We start from the raw sequence: 18,474 nt of genomic DNA, 5'->3' as shown, positions 1-18,474 counted from the left end.
GATCAGGCAGGGCAGCGTCTAATGCGCGCAGTCCAACGCATGCAATCAGGAGTACCGCCATGATCCTTGGCAAACCGCTCGCCGACTGGTGTGCGGAATATCCGCTGCTCGACGAGCTGATCGCCCTGCGCGAAACCAGTTGGTTCAACCCTGTCGTGGCGCCTGCGGTCGAGGCGCTGGCCGATGTCGGCCTGAGCGCGGCCGATGTGGTCGAGGCCAGCGCCCGGCTGGCACGTTTCGCACCCTATCTGGCCCGGGTATTCCCGCAGACGGCCGGTAGTGGCGGCATCATCGAGTCGGATATTCTGCCCTTGCCGCAGATGCAGGCGCTGCTGTGTGAAGAGGCCGAAGGCGAGATCGGCACGCTGTGGCTCAAGCGCGACAGCCATCTGCCCATCTCCGGTTCGATCAAGGCCCGTGGCGGTATCTACGAGGTGCTCAAGCATGCCGAGGATCTGGCGCTGGCGGCCGGGCTGATCAGCCTCGACGACGATCATGCCTGCCTCGACAGCGACGCGATGCGCGCCTTCTTCGGCGGTTATCAGGTAGCGGTCGGTTCCACCGGCAATCTTGGCCTGTCCATCGGCATCATCAGCGCGCGCCTGGGCTTTCAGGCCACGGTGCACATGTCCGCCGATGCCCGCCAGTGGAAGAAGGACAAGCTGCGCGAGCATGGCGTGACGGTGGTCGAGTACGCCAGCGACTACAGCGTCGCGGTGGAGCAGGGACGGCGCCAGGCCGAGGCTGATTTGCGGTGCCACTTCGTCGATGACGAGAACTCCAGGCACCTGTTTCTCGGCTACGCAGTGGCCGGCGAGCGCCTCAAGCAGCAACTGGCGGCGGCCGGCGTCGTGGTCGATGCCGAGCATCCGTTGTTCGTCTACCTGCCCTGTGGCGTCGGCGGCGGGCCGGGTGGTGTGGCCTTCGGGCTCAAGCTGGCGTTTGGCGATGCAGTGCATTGCCTGTTCGCCGAGCCGACGCACTCGCCCTGCATGCTACTCGGCGTGCATACGGGCCGGCACGACGAACTGGCGGTGCAGGACTTCGGCATCGACAACCGTACTGCCGCAGACGGTCTGGCGGTCGGCCGTCCATCCGGCTTCGTCGGCCGCGCCATGCAGCGGCTGATCGATGGCTACTACACGGTCAGTGATGAACAGATGTTCCGCTATCTGGCGTTGCTGGAACAGACCGAGGGCCAGCGTCTGGAGCCTTCGGCCCTGGTCGGCATGCCCGGTGTGTTGCGTGTTCTGGCCGAGCAGCAGGGCTATCGCCAGCGCATGGGCCTGACGCCGCAGCGTCTGGCGCGGGCGACCCATCTGGTCTGGGCCACGGGCGGCAGCATGGTGCCGCAGGCAGAGATGGACAGTTACCTGGCGCGTGGTCGACAGCTATTGCCTTGAGTGCCCCTGCAAAGGTGCGAGCCCGGCTCTGCAGCGGGTTCGTGAAGCGCCGAGGCTTGCGCCGGGGGCTCAGTCCTGCGGTGCTACGGGCTTGTACGCCTCACCAGAAGGTGCTTCGGGCACGCGGTCACAGAGCTGTGCGGCAGGCATGCCGAGCCAGGCGCCCTGAGAGTAGTCGATGCCCAGGTGCAGAACACGTTCTTGCACCGAGCGTGAATGCACGAACTCGGCGACTATCTGCATGCGCAACTTGCGGGCGAACTGGACGATGCCGCGGGTGATGGTGCGGGCGTTGGCGTCGTTGTCCAGATTGTGGATCAGGCTGCCGTCGATCTTGATGATGTCGGCGCCCAGGCGTAGCAAATGCTCGAAGTTGGAGTAACCCGCGCCGAAGTCGTCGATGGCTACTCTGGCACCGAAGGTTTTCACATCGTCGATGAAGGACTTGACCTCGTCATAGTTCTTGATGCCTTCGGATTCGAGAATCTCGAAGATCACTCGGGGGCCTATGCCGGTCTCCTTCAGGCGCGTCCTGATGAAACTGATGGTGGCAGGGTCGGTGAGGTCTTCATAGGACAGGTTGAGGGAGAAATCGAAGGGTTCGTCGCGGAACTGAGCGAAACTCTTGTCCACCATGATCCGGGTAATCTGGCCATAGATGCGCAGCTTCTTGGCAATGTCCAGGAACAGGCCCGGGCTCACCGCTTGGCCCTGCTCGTTTATCAGACGCACCAGGCACTCGAACTTCTCCACCTTCCCGCTGTGGTTGTTGAGGATCGGCTGGAAGAAGGGCACGACACGGTCTTCCTGCAGCCCGGCTCTGAGCAGGGAGGCCCAGAGCAGATTGTGCTCGTATTCTTCCCTGACCCTGAGCGCGGGATCATAGACGCCGAAATGCCTGTGCTGGCGCCTGGCGAGCTTGAGCGCGATATTGGCGCAGGACAGCAGCTCTGCGCCATTGGCCGTGTGCGGGCCGCGGGCGCTGGTGGCAGCGCCCTGGGTCACTGAAATGCCGAATTCCTGGCCGTCCCAACGAAATACCTGGGTGCCCGCGAAGGCCGCCAGGGCTGCCATGCGTGCCTCCAGATCATCCGGATCCAGGGGGACAGGGAAGCGCACGGCGAACTCGTCGGCAGGCATCTTGTAGAGCACGCAGTCCGACCAGGCCGACTCGCGGGCGACGAACGCGCTCAGGGCCTCGGCCAGTTCGCGCAGCAGGTTGTCGCCACACTGGTGACCGTAGAAGTCGTTGATTTCCTTGAAGGCGTCGATGTTGACCAGAATGAGGCTCTCGCGGCCCGGCACGTGCGTGTCGTGCAACAGTTTCGCGCGATTCTCGAGCTGGGTCAGTGCATCGGTGTAGAGGGCCTGGAGCAGGCGCATGATGGTGGCGACTATGTACAGAATGACCATCGACAGCACGAGCAGCACGATGCCCGTGGCGATGGCGATGCGCAGATTGCTCTGCCGCATGGGGGTTAGCACGGAGTCGATTTCGTCTTGCGGCACGCCGATACCGAAGGTCATGTTGGCCCGTGTCTTGGAAACGAACAGCCTGTAGTCACGCCCCTCTATCGATAGCTTGTGTACCATCACCGGTACGCGAAAACGCCCGGAAGAGGAGATTTCCGGCGCGGCGGCTGGCGAGGAGAAGTAATCGTTGGACAGCGAGTCCATGATCGCCTGGCTGGTATCGGCGTTCTTGCCCATGGTGAGGCTGGACAGTTTGCGATCGTTGCCATCGATGAAGAAGGCAAAGCTGCTCTGCGTCACATCCACCGAGCGCACCAGGCGCATGATGTCATCGTTGCGCCAGGTGGTGCTGGCGAGGCCGATGAACTTGCCTTGATCGTCATACATGCAGGTCGTGACCGCCAGCATGGCATTCTCGGCGATGGGGTCGTAGTAGGCCGGTGTCCAATGAAAGCTCTGCGGGCAAGAGGCACCCTGTTCGGTCGGCAGGGCCGTTTTGTACCAGTCCTGCTCCATGTAGGGGGAGGACTCGTCGTTGTACCTGGGGTCGATGGCGACGGCATTCTTGTCCCAATGGGCGAACAGGGCGAACGCACGCTGCCTGGGCGTATAGGTGAAGGGTGTGAACCAGATGCCGCCGCCGTAGGCTTCGGGAAAGTTGCGCACGCGTTCGATCAGGGCGCGCTCGAACGTCTGCGTGTTGCTGGCGCCCTTGTGCCGCTGGCGATAGAAAAGCTCACCGAGGCGCGCCAGTGCGCTGGTATGCATCTCCAGCAGTTTGTGCTGGCTGTCGATGCGGTCGAGGTTGGCATGAAAGGTATCCTCGATCTGGCGCATCCTCAGGGCTGACATGGCTTCTTGCGAGTAGCTCAGGTTCAACCAGGACATCAGGCCCATGCCGGACATGAACAGGGTCACCAACAGCAGCAGGATGGCCATGATCAGCTTTTTCAGGGACTTCATGTCCCCCCGGTCGCCAATTGCTGATGGCACGCGTATCCAGCGCATCAGGCCGGCCAGGTGATTGGCGTTCATGGACGGCGCTCCAGCCTCTGGTTCAGGCGCTCACGGGCGGCTTCGAGTTGCTCGGGAGTGAGGGCCTGGGCGACATCGTCACGTAGCGACCTCGCGCTAGCGTTTCCACCGGCCGTGGCGAGGCTTAGCCAATAGAAGGCTTCCGCGTCGTCTTGCTGCACGCCTTCACCTTTGGCGTAGAGTGTTCCCAGGCGGCTTTGCGCCTGCGCCAGACCATTCTCCGCTGCCTTGCGCAACCAGCGCCGTGCGGCGTCGGCGTCGGCAGCACCGCCTAGGCCCTTCTCGTATAGCTCGGCGAGGAGCATCTGAGCCTTGGTATTACCCTCCTGTGCGGCTGCCAGGAAGCGTTGCCTGGCCTTGTCGGAGGCTTGCGGAACTCCATCGCCTCGGTAATGCATCAGGCCGGCGCGGTAATTCGCTTCGGCCAGTCCGTGATCGCCTGCGGTTTCAAACCATTTCAATGCTTGGCCGGCATCCTTGGGCAGGCCCTTGCCTTCCAGATACAACAAGCCGAGGTGCAGCTCGGCTTCTGGCAAACCCTGGGCCACGGCCTTGCGCGTCCATTCGAGCGACTCCAGGGGGCGCTGTAATACCTGGGCGATGGCGGCCATGTTGTATTGGGCTCTGGCATCGCCTGTCTGGGCCGGGGCGCGACAGACTCGCTCGGCTTCGCGGTAGTTGGCGATGGAGAACAGCAAATAGCAGTTCTGCAGCTCTTTCGACGAGGCAGGCGCTGCTTTGGGTGCCTCGGGCGCTGGCGTGCGCGGGCTGGGTGTTTCGACATTGCCGGCCTGCGCAGGCAGGCGTGCGGCAAAGTCGGCGACGACGGCTGGGCAAGCGATGCCGTAGCCGCTCCTGAGCTTTCTCAGATTGGCCGGGTTCAGCGCTCTGCCCTGGTAGCGCCTGGCGATCACTGCGCAACGCTTTTCCCGTTCCGCGCTGACCAGCTTGAGGTAATCGGCGCGGCTCGGGTCAGTGCGGTAGCGCACGAGATAGTCCGCCAGTGGGTCGATATAGGGCTGATCCAGCAGTGCCTGATATTCGCTGTGAGCAAGGCCAGTCTTGGCCTCCTGGTTTGAGGTCTCGGCCTCTGGCTTGGTGGCGCAGCCCGAGAGCAGCAGAGCGGCCGCGAATGCGGCGAATGCGGCGAATGCGGCGAATGCCGCCAGGCGTCTCACGCCCCCGGCCAGGGCCTCGTCTGTCTGTCCGCTCGCATGCAGAGCGGGGCTGTGGGCTCTATTGGTTGCTGCCAATTCAAGGGTCATGCTGATGCTCTTTGGTTCCGCTCGAGGCCCCTGCAGGGGGCCTGCTGGGGGCGAAGAGATTGATCAGGGCTGGCAGGACAACCGCCTATCCATTGCCCTGCAGGTATCTCGATGAACGATGTATGGGCAGGCTTTCAGGGAGCGCTCGATATCTTGCAAGCCGCTCCAGGGAAGCAGATTGGCGCTCGATCTTTGCTCCCCATGGCCTGGGGAGACGCTAGCGAAAGGCTTGCTGGGCCTGAGATCGGCTGGTGATCTGCAGTGTTTTCATGATCTCGACTGCTGAAACCCATGACCTCATGCAGCGAGATCGCACGTAATGGACACTCTAGATGCAGATAATGGCATTTTGGTGGCAGGCTGTCACGGGGAGCGGGGCGGGCATGACGGGCGGGCATGCCTGCCAGAAACGACGAACCCGGCACTGGGCCGGGTTCGTGGGGTAGCGCTGTGAGGCTTACTTGATCTCGACCGCCAGGCTGTCGGCGATCTTCTTGCTCCAGATCGCCGGGCCGGTGTTGTGCACCGACTCTCCGTTGGTGTCGACCGCGACGGTCACCGGCATGTCCTTGACCTCGAACTCGTAGATTGCCTCCATGCCCAGCTCGGGGAAGGCGACGGTCTTCGAGGCCTTGATCGCCTGGGCCACCAGATAGGCGGCGCCGCCCACGGCCATCAGGTACACGGCCTTGTTGTCCTTGATCGCCTCGATGGCGATGGGGCCGCGCTCGGACTTGCCGATCATGCCCAGCAGGCCGGTGCTTTCCAGGATCTGGCGGGTGAACTTGTCCATACGGGTGGCGGTGGTGGGGCCGGCTGGGCCTACCACTTCGTCACCCACCGGATCGACCGGGCCGACGTAATAGATGAAGCGACCTTTCAGGTCTACCGGCAACTGCTCGCCCTTGTTCAGCATGTCGACCATGCGCTTGTGCGCGGCGTCGCGGCCGGTGAGCATCTTGCCGTTGAGCAGGATGGTCTCGCCCGGCTTCCAGCTCTGCACCTCTTCCGGGGTGATGCTGTCGAGGTTGACGCGGCGCGCGCTCGGGCCGGCTTCCCAGACGATTTCCGGGTAGGCGTCCAGATCCGGTGCCTCCAGCGAAGCGGGGCCGGAGCCGTCGAGCACGAAGTGGGCGTGACGGGTGGCGGCGCAGTTGGGGATCATGCACACAGGCAGGCTGGCGGCGTGGGTCGGGTAGTCCATGATCTTGACGTCGAGCACGGTGGTCAGGCCACCCAGGCCCTGGGCGCCGATGCCCAGTTGGTTGACCTTGTCGAACAGCTCCAGGCGCAGTTCCTCGATGCGGTTCTGCGGGCCGCGGGCCTTCAGCTCGTGGATGTCGATGTGCTCCATCAGCACTTCCTTGGCCATCACCGCAGCCTTCTCGGCGGTGCCGCCGATGCCGATGCCGAGCATGCCCGGCGGGCACCAGCCGGCGCCCATGGTCGGCACGGTCTTGAGCACCCAGTCGACGATGGAGTCGGACGGGTTGAGCATGGCCATCTTCGACTTGTTCTCGGAGCCGCCGCCTTTGGCTGCAACGTCCACTTCCACCTTGTCACCGGGGACGATGGAGTAGTGAATCACTGCCGGGGTGTTGTCCTTGGTGTTCTTGCGCGCGCCTGCCGGGTCGGCCAGGATCGAGGCGCGCAGCACGTTTTCCGGCAGGTTGTAGGCGCGGCGCACGCCCTCGTTGATCATGTCGTCGACGCTCATGGTGGCGCCGTCCCAGCGCACGTCCATGCCCACCTTGACGAACACGGTGACGATACCGGTGTCCTGGCAGATCGGGCGGTGGCCGGTGGCGCACATGCGCGAGTTGATCAGGATCTGCGCCATGGCGTCCTTGGCGGCCGGCGACTCTTCCTTCAGGTAGGCCTCGTGCATGGCCTGGATGAAGTCGACGGGGTGGTAATAGGAGATGAACTGCAGGGCGTCGGCGACGCTCTGAATCAGGTCGTCCTGCTTGATCACGGTCATGGGGCGCTCCTCTGGCTGGGAACATCGGTAGGCAAGCGCCGAGTCGTGACTCGGCGCAACGGCAAAAGGGCACCCTCAGCAATTACCCGGGCGGGCCGACGCTGCAGTCGCGCCGTGTCGCCCTGATGCTCGAAGTGGGGCCGAAAAAGGCGCGGCAGTATAACGCACCCGCTGTAACGGGCACAGCCGCTGGGGATCGTAACGCCTGCTTATCGCTTCCCTAGGCTTTTGTCGGGCACATCTGTAGAGTAAGGCACGATGCCAGTATGGGGCGGAGCCCATGAGCTCAACCAGACGACGAGCCACGCAAAGCAGCCTGCAAAATCTTCTGCTCAAACGCTTCGCTATGGCATTCACGACCTATGTGATGATGGCGCTCGTTTGCTGGCTCGCTGTGCTCAACGATCTGTTCGTGGGCTCCGTCAGCAGTGCGGCATGGTTGACGCTCGGGGTTTTCGCCAGTCAGTTGGTGTTCCTGGCCTTGTTCCTCTCGGGGCAGAACCTGCGTTTCGAGGATCCCAGCCTCACCGAGGCGCAGGTGCTGGTGGCGCTGGCGTGGCAACCGCTGGTGCAGGCCTGCTTCGATAGCGCACGCGGCAGTCTGTTGGTCTTCTACGTATTGATCCTGCTGTTCGGTGTCTTCCAGCTAACGCCGCGCGTGTTCGTGCGCTGTGCTGTATTCGCCTTCCTGGGGTTTGCCACGATGGTACTGGTCGAGGCCTATCGCATGCGCCTGAGCGATCCGGGGCTGAGTTGGCTGCAGGTGTCGATCCTGTTCGTATTGCTGGTCTGGCTGTGCCTGTTTTCCGGTTACATGCAGGCCATGCGCCAACGCATGCGTCAGCGTCGTTTCGCCCTGCAGGCGCATCAGGACACCTTGCGTGGGATGATGCGCCAGCTCGAGGATCTGGTCGCGACCGATGAGTTGACCGGCTTGTTCAATCGCCGTCATTTCCTGCGCATGGCCAGTCGCGAGTTGCAACATATGCAGGTGGAACGGCAGCATGGTCTGGCCTTGATCGATCTCGATCATTTCAAGCGCATCAATGACAAATACGGTCATGCCGCTGGAGATCGCGTGTTGCAGACCTTCGCTTCGGTCGCGCGCTCCTGCCTGCGTGACGGTGACGTGATCGCCCGTTATGGCGGTGAGGAGTTCGTGCTGTTGTTGCCCAATACCGACGCCGACCAGTTCTCGGCCTGCTGCGAGCGCCTGCGTGAGGCCTTCTCCAAGGCCGAGCCGGTAGGCGTCAAGGTGGGGGAGCTCAGCCTGTCCATGGGCATGACCCTGCTCAATGCCGGGGATGACCTCGACGAAGCCCTGCACCGCGCCGATCAGGCCCTGTATCACGCCAAGCGCAGCGGACGTAACCGCTGCGAGGCCACCTGGGAACAGGCCGATGCCTGAGTTGCGGGTCGGCCAGCGGCGATTTCAGGTGGCCGCACAGAGCAATCTGCTCGATGCCTTGCTGGGTAACGGTATCAATGTGCCGCATAGCTGTCGCGCCGGTAGTTGCCATGCTTGCCTGGTGCGCTGCGTCGAGGGTGAGGCGCATGATCGCCAGCCCGAGGCCTTGGCGACAGACAAGCGTGCCGAAGGTTGGCGCCTGGCCTGTCAGTGTCAGGTGGTCGGTGATCTGAGCGTCGAGCCCTTCGACCCGCAGCGCGATGGCCTGGCGGCCAAGGTCATGGCAGTGGACTGGCCCAGCCCGCAGGTATTGCGCCTGCGTTTGCAGCCGGCCAGGCCGCTACGCTATCGCGCCGGGCAACATCTGCTGCTCTGGCATGGCGATGTGGCTCGCCCTTACTCGCTGGCGAGCCTGCCCGGTGAGGATGACTGGTTGGAGTTCCATATCGATTGTCGTCAGCCAGGGGCCTTCTGCGATGCCGCGCGCAGCTTGCAGGTGGGCGACAGTCTGCGTCTGGGCGAGCTGCGTGGCGGCGCCTTGCAGTATGACGCGGACTGGCAGACGCGGCCGCTCTGGCTGCTGGCCGCCGGCACCGGCCTGGCGCCTCTTTATGGCGTATTGCGTGAGGCGCTGCGCCAGGAACATCGGGGCGCCATCCGCCTGTTGCATCTGGCGCACGAACCGGCCGAGCATTATTTGGCCAGCGAGCTCGAAGCACTGGCCGAGGCGCATGCCAACCTGCAGGTCGAGCTGATCACGGCGGCGCAGTTGCCGGCTGCTTTGGCCGAACTGCGCCTTGTTTCGCGGCAGACCCTCGCCTTACTCTGCGGCCAACCCAAGGCACTCGACAGCTTTGCGCGGCGCCTGTACATGGCGGGTTTGCCGCGCGGCCAGATGTTTGCCGACGCCTTTCTCACCCACGCGTAGACCCAGGTGCCTACGGCTTCGGAGCATTGCATGAGTGAACATCTGCATATCGAACGCGACGCTGGCCTGTTGACCCTGCGCATGCAGCGTCCGGACAAGAAGAATGCGCTGACCCGAGCCATGTACGCCGGTATGGCCGAAGTGCTGGACGAGGCGGCCCGCGACGCGGCAGTACGCGTGGTGCTGTTGAGCGGAGACGAGCACTGCTTTACCAGCGGCAACGATGTCGCCGACTTCCTGCAGGCGCCACCTTCCGGCCTGAACAGCGAAGTGTTCCAGTTCATGCGGGCTCTGTTCGATTTTCCCAAGCCGGTGGTGGCAGCCGTTGCCGGGCCGGCGGTGGGGATCGGCACCACCTTGCTGCTGCACTGCGACCTGGTCTACGTCAGCCGCGACGCGCAATTGAAGATGCCTTTCGTCAACCTCGGGCTGTGCCCCGAATACGGCTCCAGTCTGATCCTGCCACGCCTGCTGGGGCATGCGCGGGCCGCCGAGCTGCTGTTGCTCGGCCAGAGCTTCAGCGGCGAGCAGGCTGCCGCCTGGGGCATCGCCAATCAGGCACTCGACGATGGCCCTGCCACGCTGGCCAAGGCCCGTGAGATGGCGTTGCGCTTTCTCGAGCTAGCGCCCTCGGCAGTCGCCGACAGCAAGCGCCTGATGCGAGCACCGGATCGTGAGGCCCTGCGCCGGGTGATCGAAGAGGAGGGCGCTCTGTTCAGTCAGCGGCTGCGCTCGCCGGAGGCCGTCGAGGCGTTGTCGGCGTTCATGCAGCGCAGAAAGCCAGATTTTTCGAGGTTCGCCTGATGGACAGCGCAGCTCTGCTCTGGGGCCTGCTGTTCGGTAGCATCGGCCTGGGCTTCGTCATCTACGGGCGGCGTCAGCGCAAGCCCATTCCTTTCCTCTGTGGGATGGGCCTGATGGGCGCTCCCTACCTGATGAGCAGCACGCTCTGGCTGGTGATGGCCGGTACCCTGTTGGTCGCCATTCCTTTTTTCCTGCATTCCTGAGCGCTGCACGCACTCCTGGCGTGCCTGCGCTGGACTGGTTGGCAAGCATCGCGAGCGAAGCGCAAAACCGGCCGTTTGTCACATCGCCCGAAGAGCTTTCTTGTTGAGAGGTTCAGGCGGTCGAGCAGCAGATCTTCGATGCTGCTTGTCAGTCATCGCTTACATGAGGCGTCAGTCTTCAGGGCAAACGGGCTCTGATTCTTTCCGATTTGTCTGTGTGAAATTTTCAAGCGATTGATACTAAGGGAGTTTTTATAAACGCTCTGTTTGCCGAAATGACATGCCGGTGATTTGTATGGGGTTGAGCGCGAAACGGGCGCGAGTAATATCGAGCCCGTGCTTAGGGAAAAGCACAGGTCGTCAGGAAGATGGCCAGGAATATCGCACGAAGCGATTCATCAGGACGATGAGTTGGGAAATAGAGGGACTAGGGACAAAAAGTGGGCGGGTTTTTCCCGCCCCTTTTTTTGCCCATGAAAAAGGGGATGCCGAAGCATCCCCTTTTGCGTTGCAAGCGCGGCCATCAAGCGTTGTGCTTGATGTCCTCCGGCTTCGCTTCGTCGTTCACCACGGCTTCACTGGGCTGCTCGCTTGCCTGCTCGGCAGGCTCTTGGCTGGCAGCGGGTTCGGCTGCAGCCTCCTGTGCCGGAGCGTTCTGCTCGGCCTGGGCGGCCTCACGAGCCAGGCGCTCGGCTTCGCGCTGGCGACGACGCACTTCTCGTGGGTCGTTCGGGGCACGGCCGGTGGCGTTGGCTGGAACCGGCGCAGGAGCCGGAGCAGCCTCTTCGACCGGCGCCGGAGCTGGAGCCGGCTCCTGAGCGGCCTCGACCACCGGCTCTGCTGGAGCGAGCGGTTCGGCGGACGGCGTTTCAGGCTCGGCAGGCGCTTCAACCTCGGCAGGTGCTTCGCTGGCGATGACAGGCTCGGCCTCGGCAGCAGACGCCTCGCTCACCGGGGCTTCGACCGCTTCGCTCGGCATGGCTGTGGGTTCTGCTGCTGGGGCTTCGGCCTGAGTAACCGGAGCGTCGCTCGCAGGAGCCTCGCTGGCCACGTTTTCGCTGCTGTCGACGCTTTCGGCAACCACGGCAGCGGCTGCGGCAGTGGCTGCCGGAGTGACCGTCTGTGCTTCGTTGTTACCGGCTGCCTCGCTGTTCTCGGCGCTTTCGATCAGATTACCGTCAGCATCACGCTGACGTTCGCGACGGTTGCTGCGGCGACGCTGGCCACGGGAGCGGCGACGTGGGCGCTCGTTCTCGTTCCCCCCCTCCTGCTCGTCATCGCCTTGTTGCTCGTCGTTCGGCAGCGCTTCGTCCTGCAGGGCCTCGGCCTGTTCCGGGCGTGGCTGGCGCTCTTCGCGTGGCGGACGCTGACGCTCCTGGCGTTCGGCGCGTGGCTGACGTTCGGTGCGTTGTTCTTCCTTGCGCGATTCGGCGGCGTTGTTGTCCAGCGGCTCGCGCAGTTCGCGCACGCGCTCTTCACGCGGTGCGCGCTCCTCGCGAGGGCGACGCTCACGACGGTTTTCCTGGCCTTCGCGCGGCTGACGCTCTTCGCGTGGCTGGCGCTCCTCGCGAGGCTGACGCTCTTCGCGCGGAGCACGTTCCTCACGCGCGCCGCGCTCTTCGCGGGGCTTGCGCTCTTCGTCGCGACGACCGCCACGGTTACGGCTCTGCTGACGGCCGTTGCGGCGCTCTTCGCGCGGCGGGCGCTCGCTGCTCTTTTTCTCTACCACAGCCGGCTGGGCTTCTTCTTCCTTGCCGGCGAAGAGGCTGACCAGCGACTTGACCAGGCCCTTGAACAGGCTCGGCTCAGGCGCCTTGGTCGGCGCCAGCGGAGCCGGTTGCGGCTCGGCGGCGACCGGTGCGCTGCTGCGCGGCGCGGCCTTGATCGCGGCTTCCTGGCGAACCAGGGTGCGGGTCGCGGTGGCCGGTTGGGCAGCGGCGTCTTCGGCTTCGGTGGTGGCGGCGATTTCGTAGCTGGTCTGGCCGCTCAGCGCTTCGGGGTTGTCGTCACGCAGACGCTGCACCTCGAAGTGCGGGGTTTCCAGGTGATCGTTGGGCAGGATGACGATGCGTGCACGGGTACGCAGTTCGATCTTGGTGATCGAGTTGCGCTTCTCGTTGAGCAGGAAGGCGGCGACCGGGATCGGTACCTGAGCGCGGACTTCGGCGGTGCGATCCTTCAGCGCTTCTTCTTCGATCAGGCGCAGGATGGCCAGCGACAGGGATTCTACGTCACGGATGATGCCCTGGCCGTTGCAACGCGGGCAGACGATGCCGCTGGTCTCGCCCAGAGACGGACGCAGGCGCTGACGGGACATTTCCAGCAGGCCGAAACGCGAAATACGGCCGACCTGCACGCGGGCGCGGTCGGCTTCCAGGGCTTCACGCACCTTCTCTTCCACGGCGCGCTGGTTCTTCGCCGGAGTCATGTCGATGAAGTCGATGACGATCAGGCCGCCGATGTCGCGCAGGCGCAGCTGGCGGGCGATTTCTTCGGCTGCTTCCAGGTTGGTCTGCAGCGCGGTTTCCTCGATGTCGCTGCCCTTGGTGGCGCGCGCCGAGTTGATGTCGATGGAAACCAGGGCCTCGGTCGGATCGATGACGATGGAGCCACCGGAGGGCAGCTTCACTTCACGTTGGAAGGCGGTTTCGATCTGGCTTTCGATCTGGAAACGGTTGAACAGCGGCACGCTGTCTTCGTACAGCTTGATCTTGCTGGCGTACTGCGGCATCACCTGCTGGATGAAGGACAGGGCTTCTTCCTGGGCTTCGACGCTGTCGACCAGCACTTCGCCGATGTCCTGGCGCAGGTAGTCGCGGATGGCACGGATGATGACATTGGATTCCTGGTAGATCAGGAACGGGGCAGGGCGGCTGGTGGAAGCTTCCTTGATGGCGCTCCACAATTGCAGCAGGTAGTCGAGGTCCCACTGCATTTCTTCGCTGGAGCGACCCAGGCCGGCGGTGCGCACGATCAGGCCCATGTCGGCCGGAGCGTTGAGGCCATTGAGTGCCTCGCGCAGTTCGTTGCGCTCTTCGCCTTCGATGCGGCGGCTGATGCCACCGGCACGGGGGTTGTTGGGCATCAGCACCAGGTAACGACCGGCCAGGCTGATGAAGGTGGTCAGGGCTGCGCCCTTGTTGCCGCGTTCTTCCTTCTCGACCTGGACGATGACTTCCTGGCCTTCCTTGAGCACGTCCTTGATGTTGACGCGGCCGCCTTCGGGGGCCTTGGAGAAGTATTCGCGGGAGATTTCTTTGAGGGGGAGGAAGCCGTGGCGTTCGGAGCCGAAATCGACGAAGGCGGCTTCGAGGCTGGGTTCTACGCGGGTGATGCGGCCTTTGTAGATATTGGCCTTCTTCTGTTCGCGGGCACCGGACTCGATGTCCAGGTCGTAGAGTTTTTGGCCATCTACCAGGGCAACACGCAACTCTTCGGGCTGAGTTGCGTTAATGAGCATTCTTTTCATGTGGTACCAATGGGTTCCGGGGCTAGCGGAAGCCACGTTAGGCACACACGACTCTCAGGGTCGGTGTCAGGCGCGTCAGAAACGGTCGTAAATCGTTCCCCTGTCGAGCGACGGCGCCATCAGAGGCTGCGGTCGCGACGGACGTCTCCTGCTTGCTGTGGTGACAGAAAGCACTCAATCAGGAGGAGGAATCAACTGCAGGTCGCGGACGAGATAAGGCGTCTTTGATCAAGCCAGAGGCTACGCAGGCCTGCTGTTGTACATCTCCACCCTACACGTATCGCTGAAAATCGGGTGCCGCGCGGATTCCGCAGCGGTTGTCATTATCACGACCGCCCGGCGGGCGAGTCGCGCATCATACTCAAGGCTTTATTTCCGAATTCTTCGCAGCCTTTTTGGCCGTTCTAAACCGAGGAATCCGTCGGACGGCCTCACGTCCCGAAAGGATTGCGCGGGCAGGGGATGGCAAGTTTGGCGATCATCCGCAAGCCAGGCCGCTTTTGGCGGCGTTCGCGACTATAGCAGTAATGATTAAGTGCTTCAATTCCATAAAAAATTGTTATGATTGCGCGATGACTACTCCTGCCTCTCCAACCTCCGGCGTCCAGCTGATCGAGGTTGCACCGGAACTTGCCGGCCAACGCATCGACAACTTCCTCCGGACTCAGCTCAAGGGCGTGCCCAAGACGCTGATCTACCGCATCCTGCGCAAAGGTGAGGTGCGTGTGAACAAGGGGCGCATCAAGCCCGAATACAAGCTGCAGGCCGGCGATGTGGTACGGGTGCCGCCGTTGCGTCTGCCCGAGCGCGACGAGCCCGAACCGCTGGCGCAGGGGCTGCTCGAGCGCCTGGAAGCGGCCATCGTCTACGAGGACAAGGCGCTGATCGTGCTCAACAAGCCCGCTGGCATCGCCGTGCATGGTGGCAGCGGCCTTAACTACGGGGTGATCGAGGCCTTCCGTCAGTTGCGCCCTGAGGCCAAGGATCTGGAGCTGGTGCACCGTCTGGATCGTGATACCTCCGGTCTGCTGATGATTGCCAAGAAGCGCAGCATGCTGCGTCATCTGCATGAGCAGTTGCGTGGCGATGGCGTCGACAAGCGCTACATGGCGCTGGTGCGTGGCCACTGGGCGACGGCCAGGAAGCAGGTCAATGCGCCGCTGCAGAAGAGCAATCTGCGCTCTGGTGAGCGTATGGTCGAGGTCGATGACGAGGGCAAGGAGGCGCTGACGTTGTTTCGCGTGCTGCGCCGCTTCGGCGATTTCGCCACCCTGGTCGAGGCCAAGCCAGTGACCGGGCGTACCCATCAGATTCGCGTGCACGCCAAGCATGCTGGGCACTCCATCGCTGGCGACTCCAAGTATGGCGACGATGACTTCACCCGTGAGATTCGCGAGCTGGGTGGCAAGCGTCTGTTCCTGCATGCCTACGAGCTGCACGTGCCGTTGCCCGAGGGCGGGGTGCTCAAGCTGGAAGCGCCCGTGGACGAAATGTGGGCCAAGACCCTGGAGCGTCTGAGTGCCTGACTATCGACTGCTGATCTTCGACTGGGACGGTACGCTGGTGGACTCCATCGGCCGTATCGTCGAGGCTATGCATCGCGCTGCCGACACGGCTGGCGTGCCGCGCTGCAGTGATGTCGCGGTGCGTGGCATCATCGGGCTGGAGTTGGGGGTAGCAATCCGTACCCTCTATCCGGAACTCGACGAGCCGTTGCGTATCGAAACCATCCGGCGTGCCTACAGCGAGCAGTACCTGGCGCTGGAAACCGAGCCTTCGCCGTTGTTTGTGGGTGTGGAGGAGTCGCTCGAGGTCTTCCGTGAGCAGGGCTATCGTCTGGCGGTGGCGACCGGCAAGGGGCGCAATGGTCTGAATCGGGTGCTGGCGGACAAGGGCTGGCTGGATTATTTCGACATTACCCGCTGCGCTGACGAGACGGCGAGCAAGCCTGATCCGCTGATGCTGCACGAAATTCTTGCGCATTGCCGGGTGCAGCCGGAGCAGGCGCTGATGGTGGGGGATTCGACCTTCGACCTGCTGATGGCGCGCAATGCCGGCATGGATGCGGTGGCGGTGGGTTTCGGGGCACAGCCGTTGTCGGTGCTGCGTGAATGTGCGCCATGTCTGGCGATCAATGAGTTCAACGAGCTGCGTGCCTGGCTGCAAGGTCGGCATGTGCAGCCTTCTATGGAGGTGAGTGAAGATGTCGGATGAGTGGAAGTCATCGTCGTCGGATGGTGAGGATGCCAAGAGCTGGAAGCTGCTGGAGAAGGTTCTGCTGCTTGGTGTGCAGGAGCAGCGTCGCTCGCGGCGTTGGGGCATTTTCTTCAAGCTGCTGACCTTCATTTACCTTTTTGTAGCGCTGGGGTTGTTCCTGTCGACCTTGTACCAGAGCAAGGTGACCACGACCGGGTCGCACACTGCGCTGATCGAGATTCGCGGCATGATCGCCGACCGCGAGGAGGCCAGTGCCGACAAGGTGATCGGCAGCTTGCGCGACGCCTTCGAGGATCCCAACACCAAGGGTGTGATCCTGCGCATCAACAGCCCAGGCGGCAGTCCGGTGCAGTCCGGCTATATCTATGACGAGATCCGTCGTCTGCGTGGCGAGTATCCGCAGATCAAGCTTTATGCTGTGATCAGCGACCTGGGTGCTTCCGGCGCCTACTACATTGCCAGCGCGGCCGACGAGATCTACGCCGACAAGGCCAGCCTGGTCGGTTCCATCGGTGTCACGGCGGCCAGCTTCGGCTTTGTCGGCACCATGGAGAAGCTGGGCGTCGAGCGCCGCGTCTACACCTCGGGCGAGCACAAGGCCTTTCTCGATCCCTTCCAGCCGCAGAAGGAGGAGGAAACGCGCTTCTGGAAAACCGTGCTGGACACCACCCATCAGCAGTTCATCGACAGCGTGAAGAAAGGGCGTGGCGACCGGCTCAAGGTGGAGGGGCATCCGGAGCTGTTCTCCGGCCTGGTCTGGTCGGGCGAGCAGGCGCTGCAGCTCGGCCTGGTGGATGCTCTGGGCAGTGCCAGTTACGTGGCGCGTGAAGTGATCGGCGAGAAGGAAATGGTCGACTTCACGCAGCGTGACACGCCGTTCGACCGCTTCGCCAAGCGTCTGGGCGCCAGTGTTGCCGACCGTATCGCGCTGTGGATGGGCTTTCAGGGGCCGACGCTGCGATAAAGGCAGCGGCAAGCTTCAAGCTTCAAGCTTCAAGCGCAGTTACTTTTGCTTCGACTTGAGGCTTGTCGCTTGAAGCTTGCCGCTATTGTCAGGGAACCTCCATACCAGCCTTCAGCAGCATGTCTACCAGGCGGATCAGTGGTAGGCCGATCAGGCTGGTGGCGTCTTCGCCTTCGGTGCTGCGGAACAGGCTGATGCCCAGGCCTTCGGACTTGAAGCTGCCGGCGCAATCGAAGGGTTGTTCGCGCTGCAGGTAGCGCAGAATCCGTTCGTCGCTCAGCTCACGAAAGAGTACGGTAAAGGGCACGCAGTCTACCTGGCAGTTGCCGCTGGTGCTGTCGAGCAGGGCCAGGCCGGTGAGGAAGGTGACACTGCTGCCGCTGGCGGCGCGCAGTTGCGCCTGGGCTCGCGGCAGGTCGTGGGGCTTGCCGAGAATCTCGCCGCTGCCGAGCACGGCGACCTGATCCGAGCCGATGATCAGGTGATCGGGATGGCTGGCGGCGAGGGCGCGGGCCTTTTCTTCCGCCAGACGTTTGACCAGGTCTACGGCTGCTTCGCCTTCTCGCCGGCTTTCATCGATGCTCGGTGACTGCCAGGTGAAGGGCAGTTGCAGGCGACCGAGCAACTCGCGGCGGTAGGGCGAACTGGAGGCGAGCAGCAGCGCGGGCATGTTCTCTTCCTTATATATGCATATAGGCGGGCGGGAAATTCTACTGATCGCCGGAGCCTTAAAACAGGCCGAATTTCCTTTGACACGGGCAGGGTGCATCCCTAGAATGCTGCGCCTATGTTGAATGGGCCGATTCCACCTCACGTTGATCCGCGCAAGCTCGCCGACCGCGAAGCTACCCTCGAAGGGCAGCTCGAACTGGCCAGCCTGGAGCGTCTCTGCGACCCGCTTGCCGATACGGCAGGTAGAGTGCAGGCGAAATTTCATTTCGCACGTGATGAGCAGAAAACTGTGGTGATTCGCAGTGAGCTCGAGGTCGAGGTCAAAATGGTCTGCCAGCGTTGTCTGGAGCTGGTCGCGCTACCCATCCGCAGCGAATGTGAATACGCAGTGGTTCGGGTTGGAGCGAACACTCAGTCCTTGCCGAAGGGCTACGACGTGCTGGAAGTGGGTGAAGAGCCGCTGGAGCTGCTTGGTCTGGTCGAGGATGAACTGCTCCTTGCTTTGCCGATCGTTCCCGCTCATGCCCCAGGTGAATGCCAGCAGCCGGCCGGTCTCGATGAGCCCGAGCCAGGCGAGGACGAGGTATCGCGGTCCAACCCGTTCAGTGTATTGGCGCAGTTAAAGCGTGACCCAAACGTTTAGGAGTTGATG

The 18,474-nt window shown here is 63.0% G+C and carries 14 protein-coding genes; 9 read left to right on the top strand and 5 right to left on the bottom strand.

The features are described 5' to 3' along the window. Window positions 1-59 precede the first annotated feature (59 nt). The gene (dsdA, locus tag OU800_RS17400; RefSeq protein WP_268178587.1) at window positions 60-1,403 is read left to right on the top strand and encodes a D-serine ammonia-lyase; all 1,344 of its coding nucleotides are present in this window, start codon (window positions 60-62) and stop codon (window positions 1,401-1,403) included. A gap of 69 nt (window positions 1,404-1,472) precedes the next feature. Here dsdA and OU800_RS17395 read toward each other — a convergent pair whose 3' ends face one another. From OU800_RS17395 to OU800_RS17385, 3 genes are all read right to left on the bottom strand, one after another. After that, the gene (locus OU800_RS17395) at window positions 1,473-3,911 is read right to left on the bottom strand and encodes an EAL domain-containing protein (protein ID WP_268178586.1); all 2,439 of its coding nucleotides are present in this window, start codon (window positions 3,909-3,911) and stop codon (window positions 1,473-1,475) included. After that, window positions 3,908-5,176 (bottom strand): tetratricopeptide repeat protein, encoded by a 1,269-nt coding sequence (locus OU800_RS17390; RefSeq protein WP_268178585.1) that lies wholly within the window; start codon window positions 5,174-5,176, stop codon window positions 3,908-3,910. Before OU800_RS17390 ends, OU800_RS17395 begins: the two co-directional genes overlap by 4 nt. 457 nt (window positions 5,177-5,633) lie before the next feature. Continuing rightward, on the bottom strand, window positions 5,634-7,157 hold the full coding sequence (locus tag OU800_RS17385) for a fumarate hydratase (RefSeq protein ID WP_268178584.1): 1,524 nt from the start codon (window positions 7,155-7,157) through the stop codon (window positions 5,634-5,636). A gap of 280 nt (window positions 7,158-7,437) precedes the next feature. On the opposite strand from OU800_RS17385, the gene OU800_RS17380 reads away from it, so the two are divergent. The 4 genes from OU800_RS17380 to OU800_RS17365 are packed head-to-tail and all read left to right on the top strand — an operon-like array spanning window position 7,438 to window position 10,500. Beyond that, a complete protein-coding gene (locus OU800_RS17380; RefSeq protein ID WP_268178583.1) occupies window positions 7,438-8,565 on the top strand; it encodes a GGDEF domain-containing protein in 1,128 nt (375 codons plus the stop codon). After that, entirely contained in the window at window positions 8,558-9,493 is a 936-nt protein-coding gene (locus OU800_RS17375) for an iron-sulfur-binding ferredoxin reductase (protein ID WP_268178581.1), read from the top strand. The genes OU800_RS17380 and OU800_RS17375 overlap by 8 nt, the downstream gene beginning before the upstream one ends. 30 nt (window positions 9,494-9,523) lie before the next feature. Beyond that, window positions 9,524-10,297: an enoyl-CoA hydratase gene (locus OU800_RS17370; RefSeq protein WP_268178580.1), complete on the top strand. Its 774-nt coding sequence runs from the start codon at window positions 9,524-9,526 to the stop codon at window positions 10,295-10,297. Beyond that, entirely contained in the window at window positions 10,297-10,500 is a 204-nt protein-coding gene (locus OU800_RS17365) for a hypothetical protein (RefSeq protein ID WP_268178579.1), read from the top strand. The genes OU800_RS17370 and OU800_RS17365 overlap by 1 nt, the downstream gene beginning before the upstream one ends. Before the next feature lie 523 nt (window positions 10,501-11,023). Here OU800_RS17365 and rne read toward each other — a convergent pair. Continuing rightward, window positions 11,024-13,969 carry a ribonuclease E gene (gene rne, locus OU800_RS17360; protein ID WP_268178578.1) on the bottom strand — a complete coding sequence of 982 codons (2,946 nt, stop codon included), beginning with the start codon at window positions 13,967-13,969 and terminating at the stop codon, window positions 11,024-11,026. Between the two features lie 572 nt (window positions 13,970-14,541). Between rne and rluC the strand changes: the two genes are divergently transcribed. The 3 genes from rluC to sppA are packed head-to-tail and all read left to right on the top strand — an operon-like array spanning window position 14,542 to window position 17,150. Continuing rightward, window positions 14,542-15,495: a 23S rRNA pseudouridine(955/2504/2580) synthase RluC gene (rluC, locus tag OU800_RS17355; protein WP_268178577.1), complete on the top strand. Its 954-nt coding sequence runs from the start codon at window positions 14,542-14,544 to the stop codon at window positions 15,493-15,495. Continuing rightward, complete coding sequence (locus tag OU800_RS17350; protein ID WP_268178576.1) at window positions 15,488-16,183, top strand: HAD-IA family hydrolase; 696 nt, start codon at window positions 15,488-15,490, stop codon at window positions 16,181-16,183. The genes rluC and OU800_RS17350 overlap by 8 nt, the downstream gene beginning before the upstream one ends. Further along, entirely contained in the window at window positions 16,173-17,150 is a 978-nt protein-coding gene (gene sppA / locus OU800_RS17345) for a signal peptide peptidase SppA (protein WP_268178575.1), read from the top strand. The genes OU800_RS17350 and sppA overlap by 11 nt, the downstream gene beginning before the upstream one ends. Window positions 17,151-17,238: 88 nt before the next feature. Here sppA and OU800_RS17340 read toward each other — a convergent pair whose 3' ends face one another. Then, window positions 17,239-17,820 (bottom strand): Maf family protein, encoded by a 582-nt coding sequence (locus OU800_RS17340; protein ID WP_268178574.1) that lies wholly within the window; start codon window positions 17,818-17,820, stop codon window positions 17,239-17,241. 117 nt (window positions 17,821-17,937) lie between these two features. Between OU800_RS17340 and OU800_RS17335 the strand changes: the two genes are divergently transcribed. Further along, on the top strand, window positions 17,938-18,465 hold the full coding sequence (locus OU800_RS17335; protein ID WP_268178573.1) for a YceD family protein: 528 nt from the start codon (window positions 17,938-17,940) through the stop codon (window positions 18,463-18,465). Window positions 18,466-18,474: the final 9 nt, after the last annotated feature.

This window comes from Pseudomonas sp. GOM7, assembly GCF_026723825.1.
Classification (GTDB): Bacteria; Pseudomonadota; Gammaproteobacteria; order Pseudomonadales; family Pseudomonadaceae; genus Aquipseudomonas.
The sequence above is the reverse complement of the archived record's forward strand: the minus strand, read 5'-3'. Positions and strand labels throughout refer to the sequence as shown.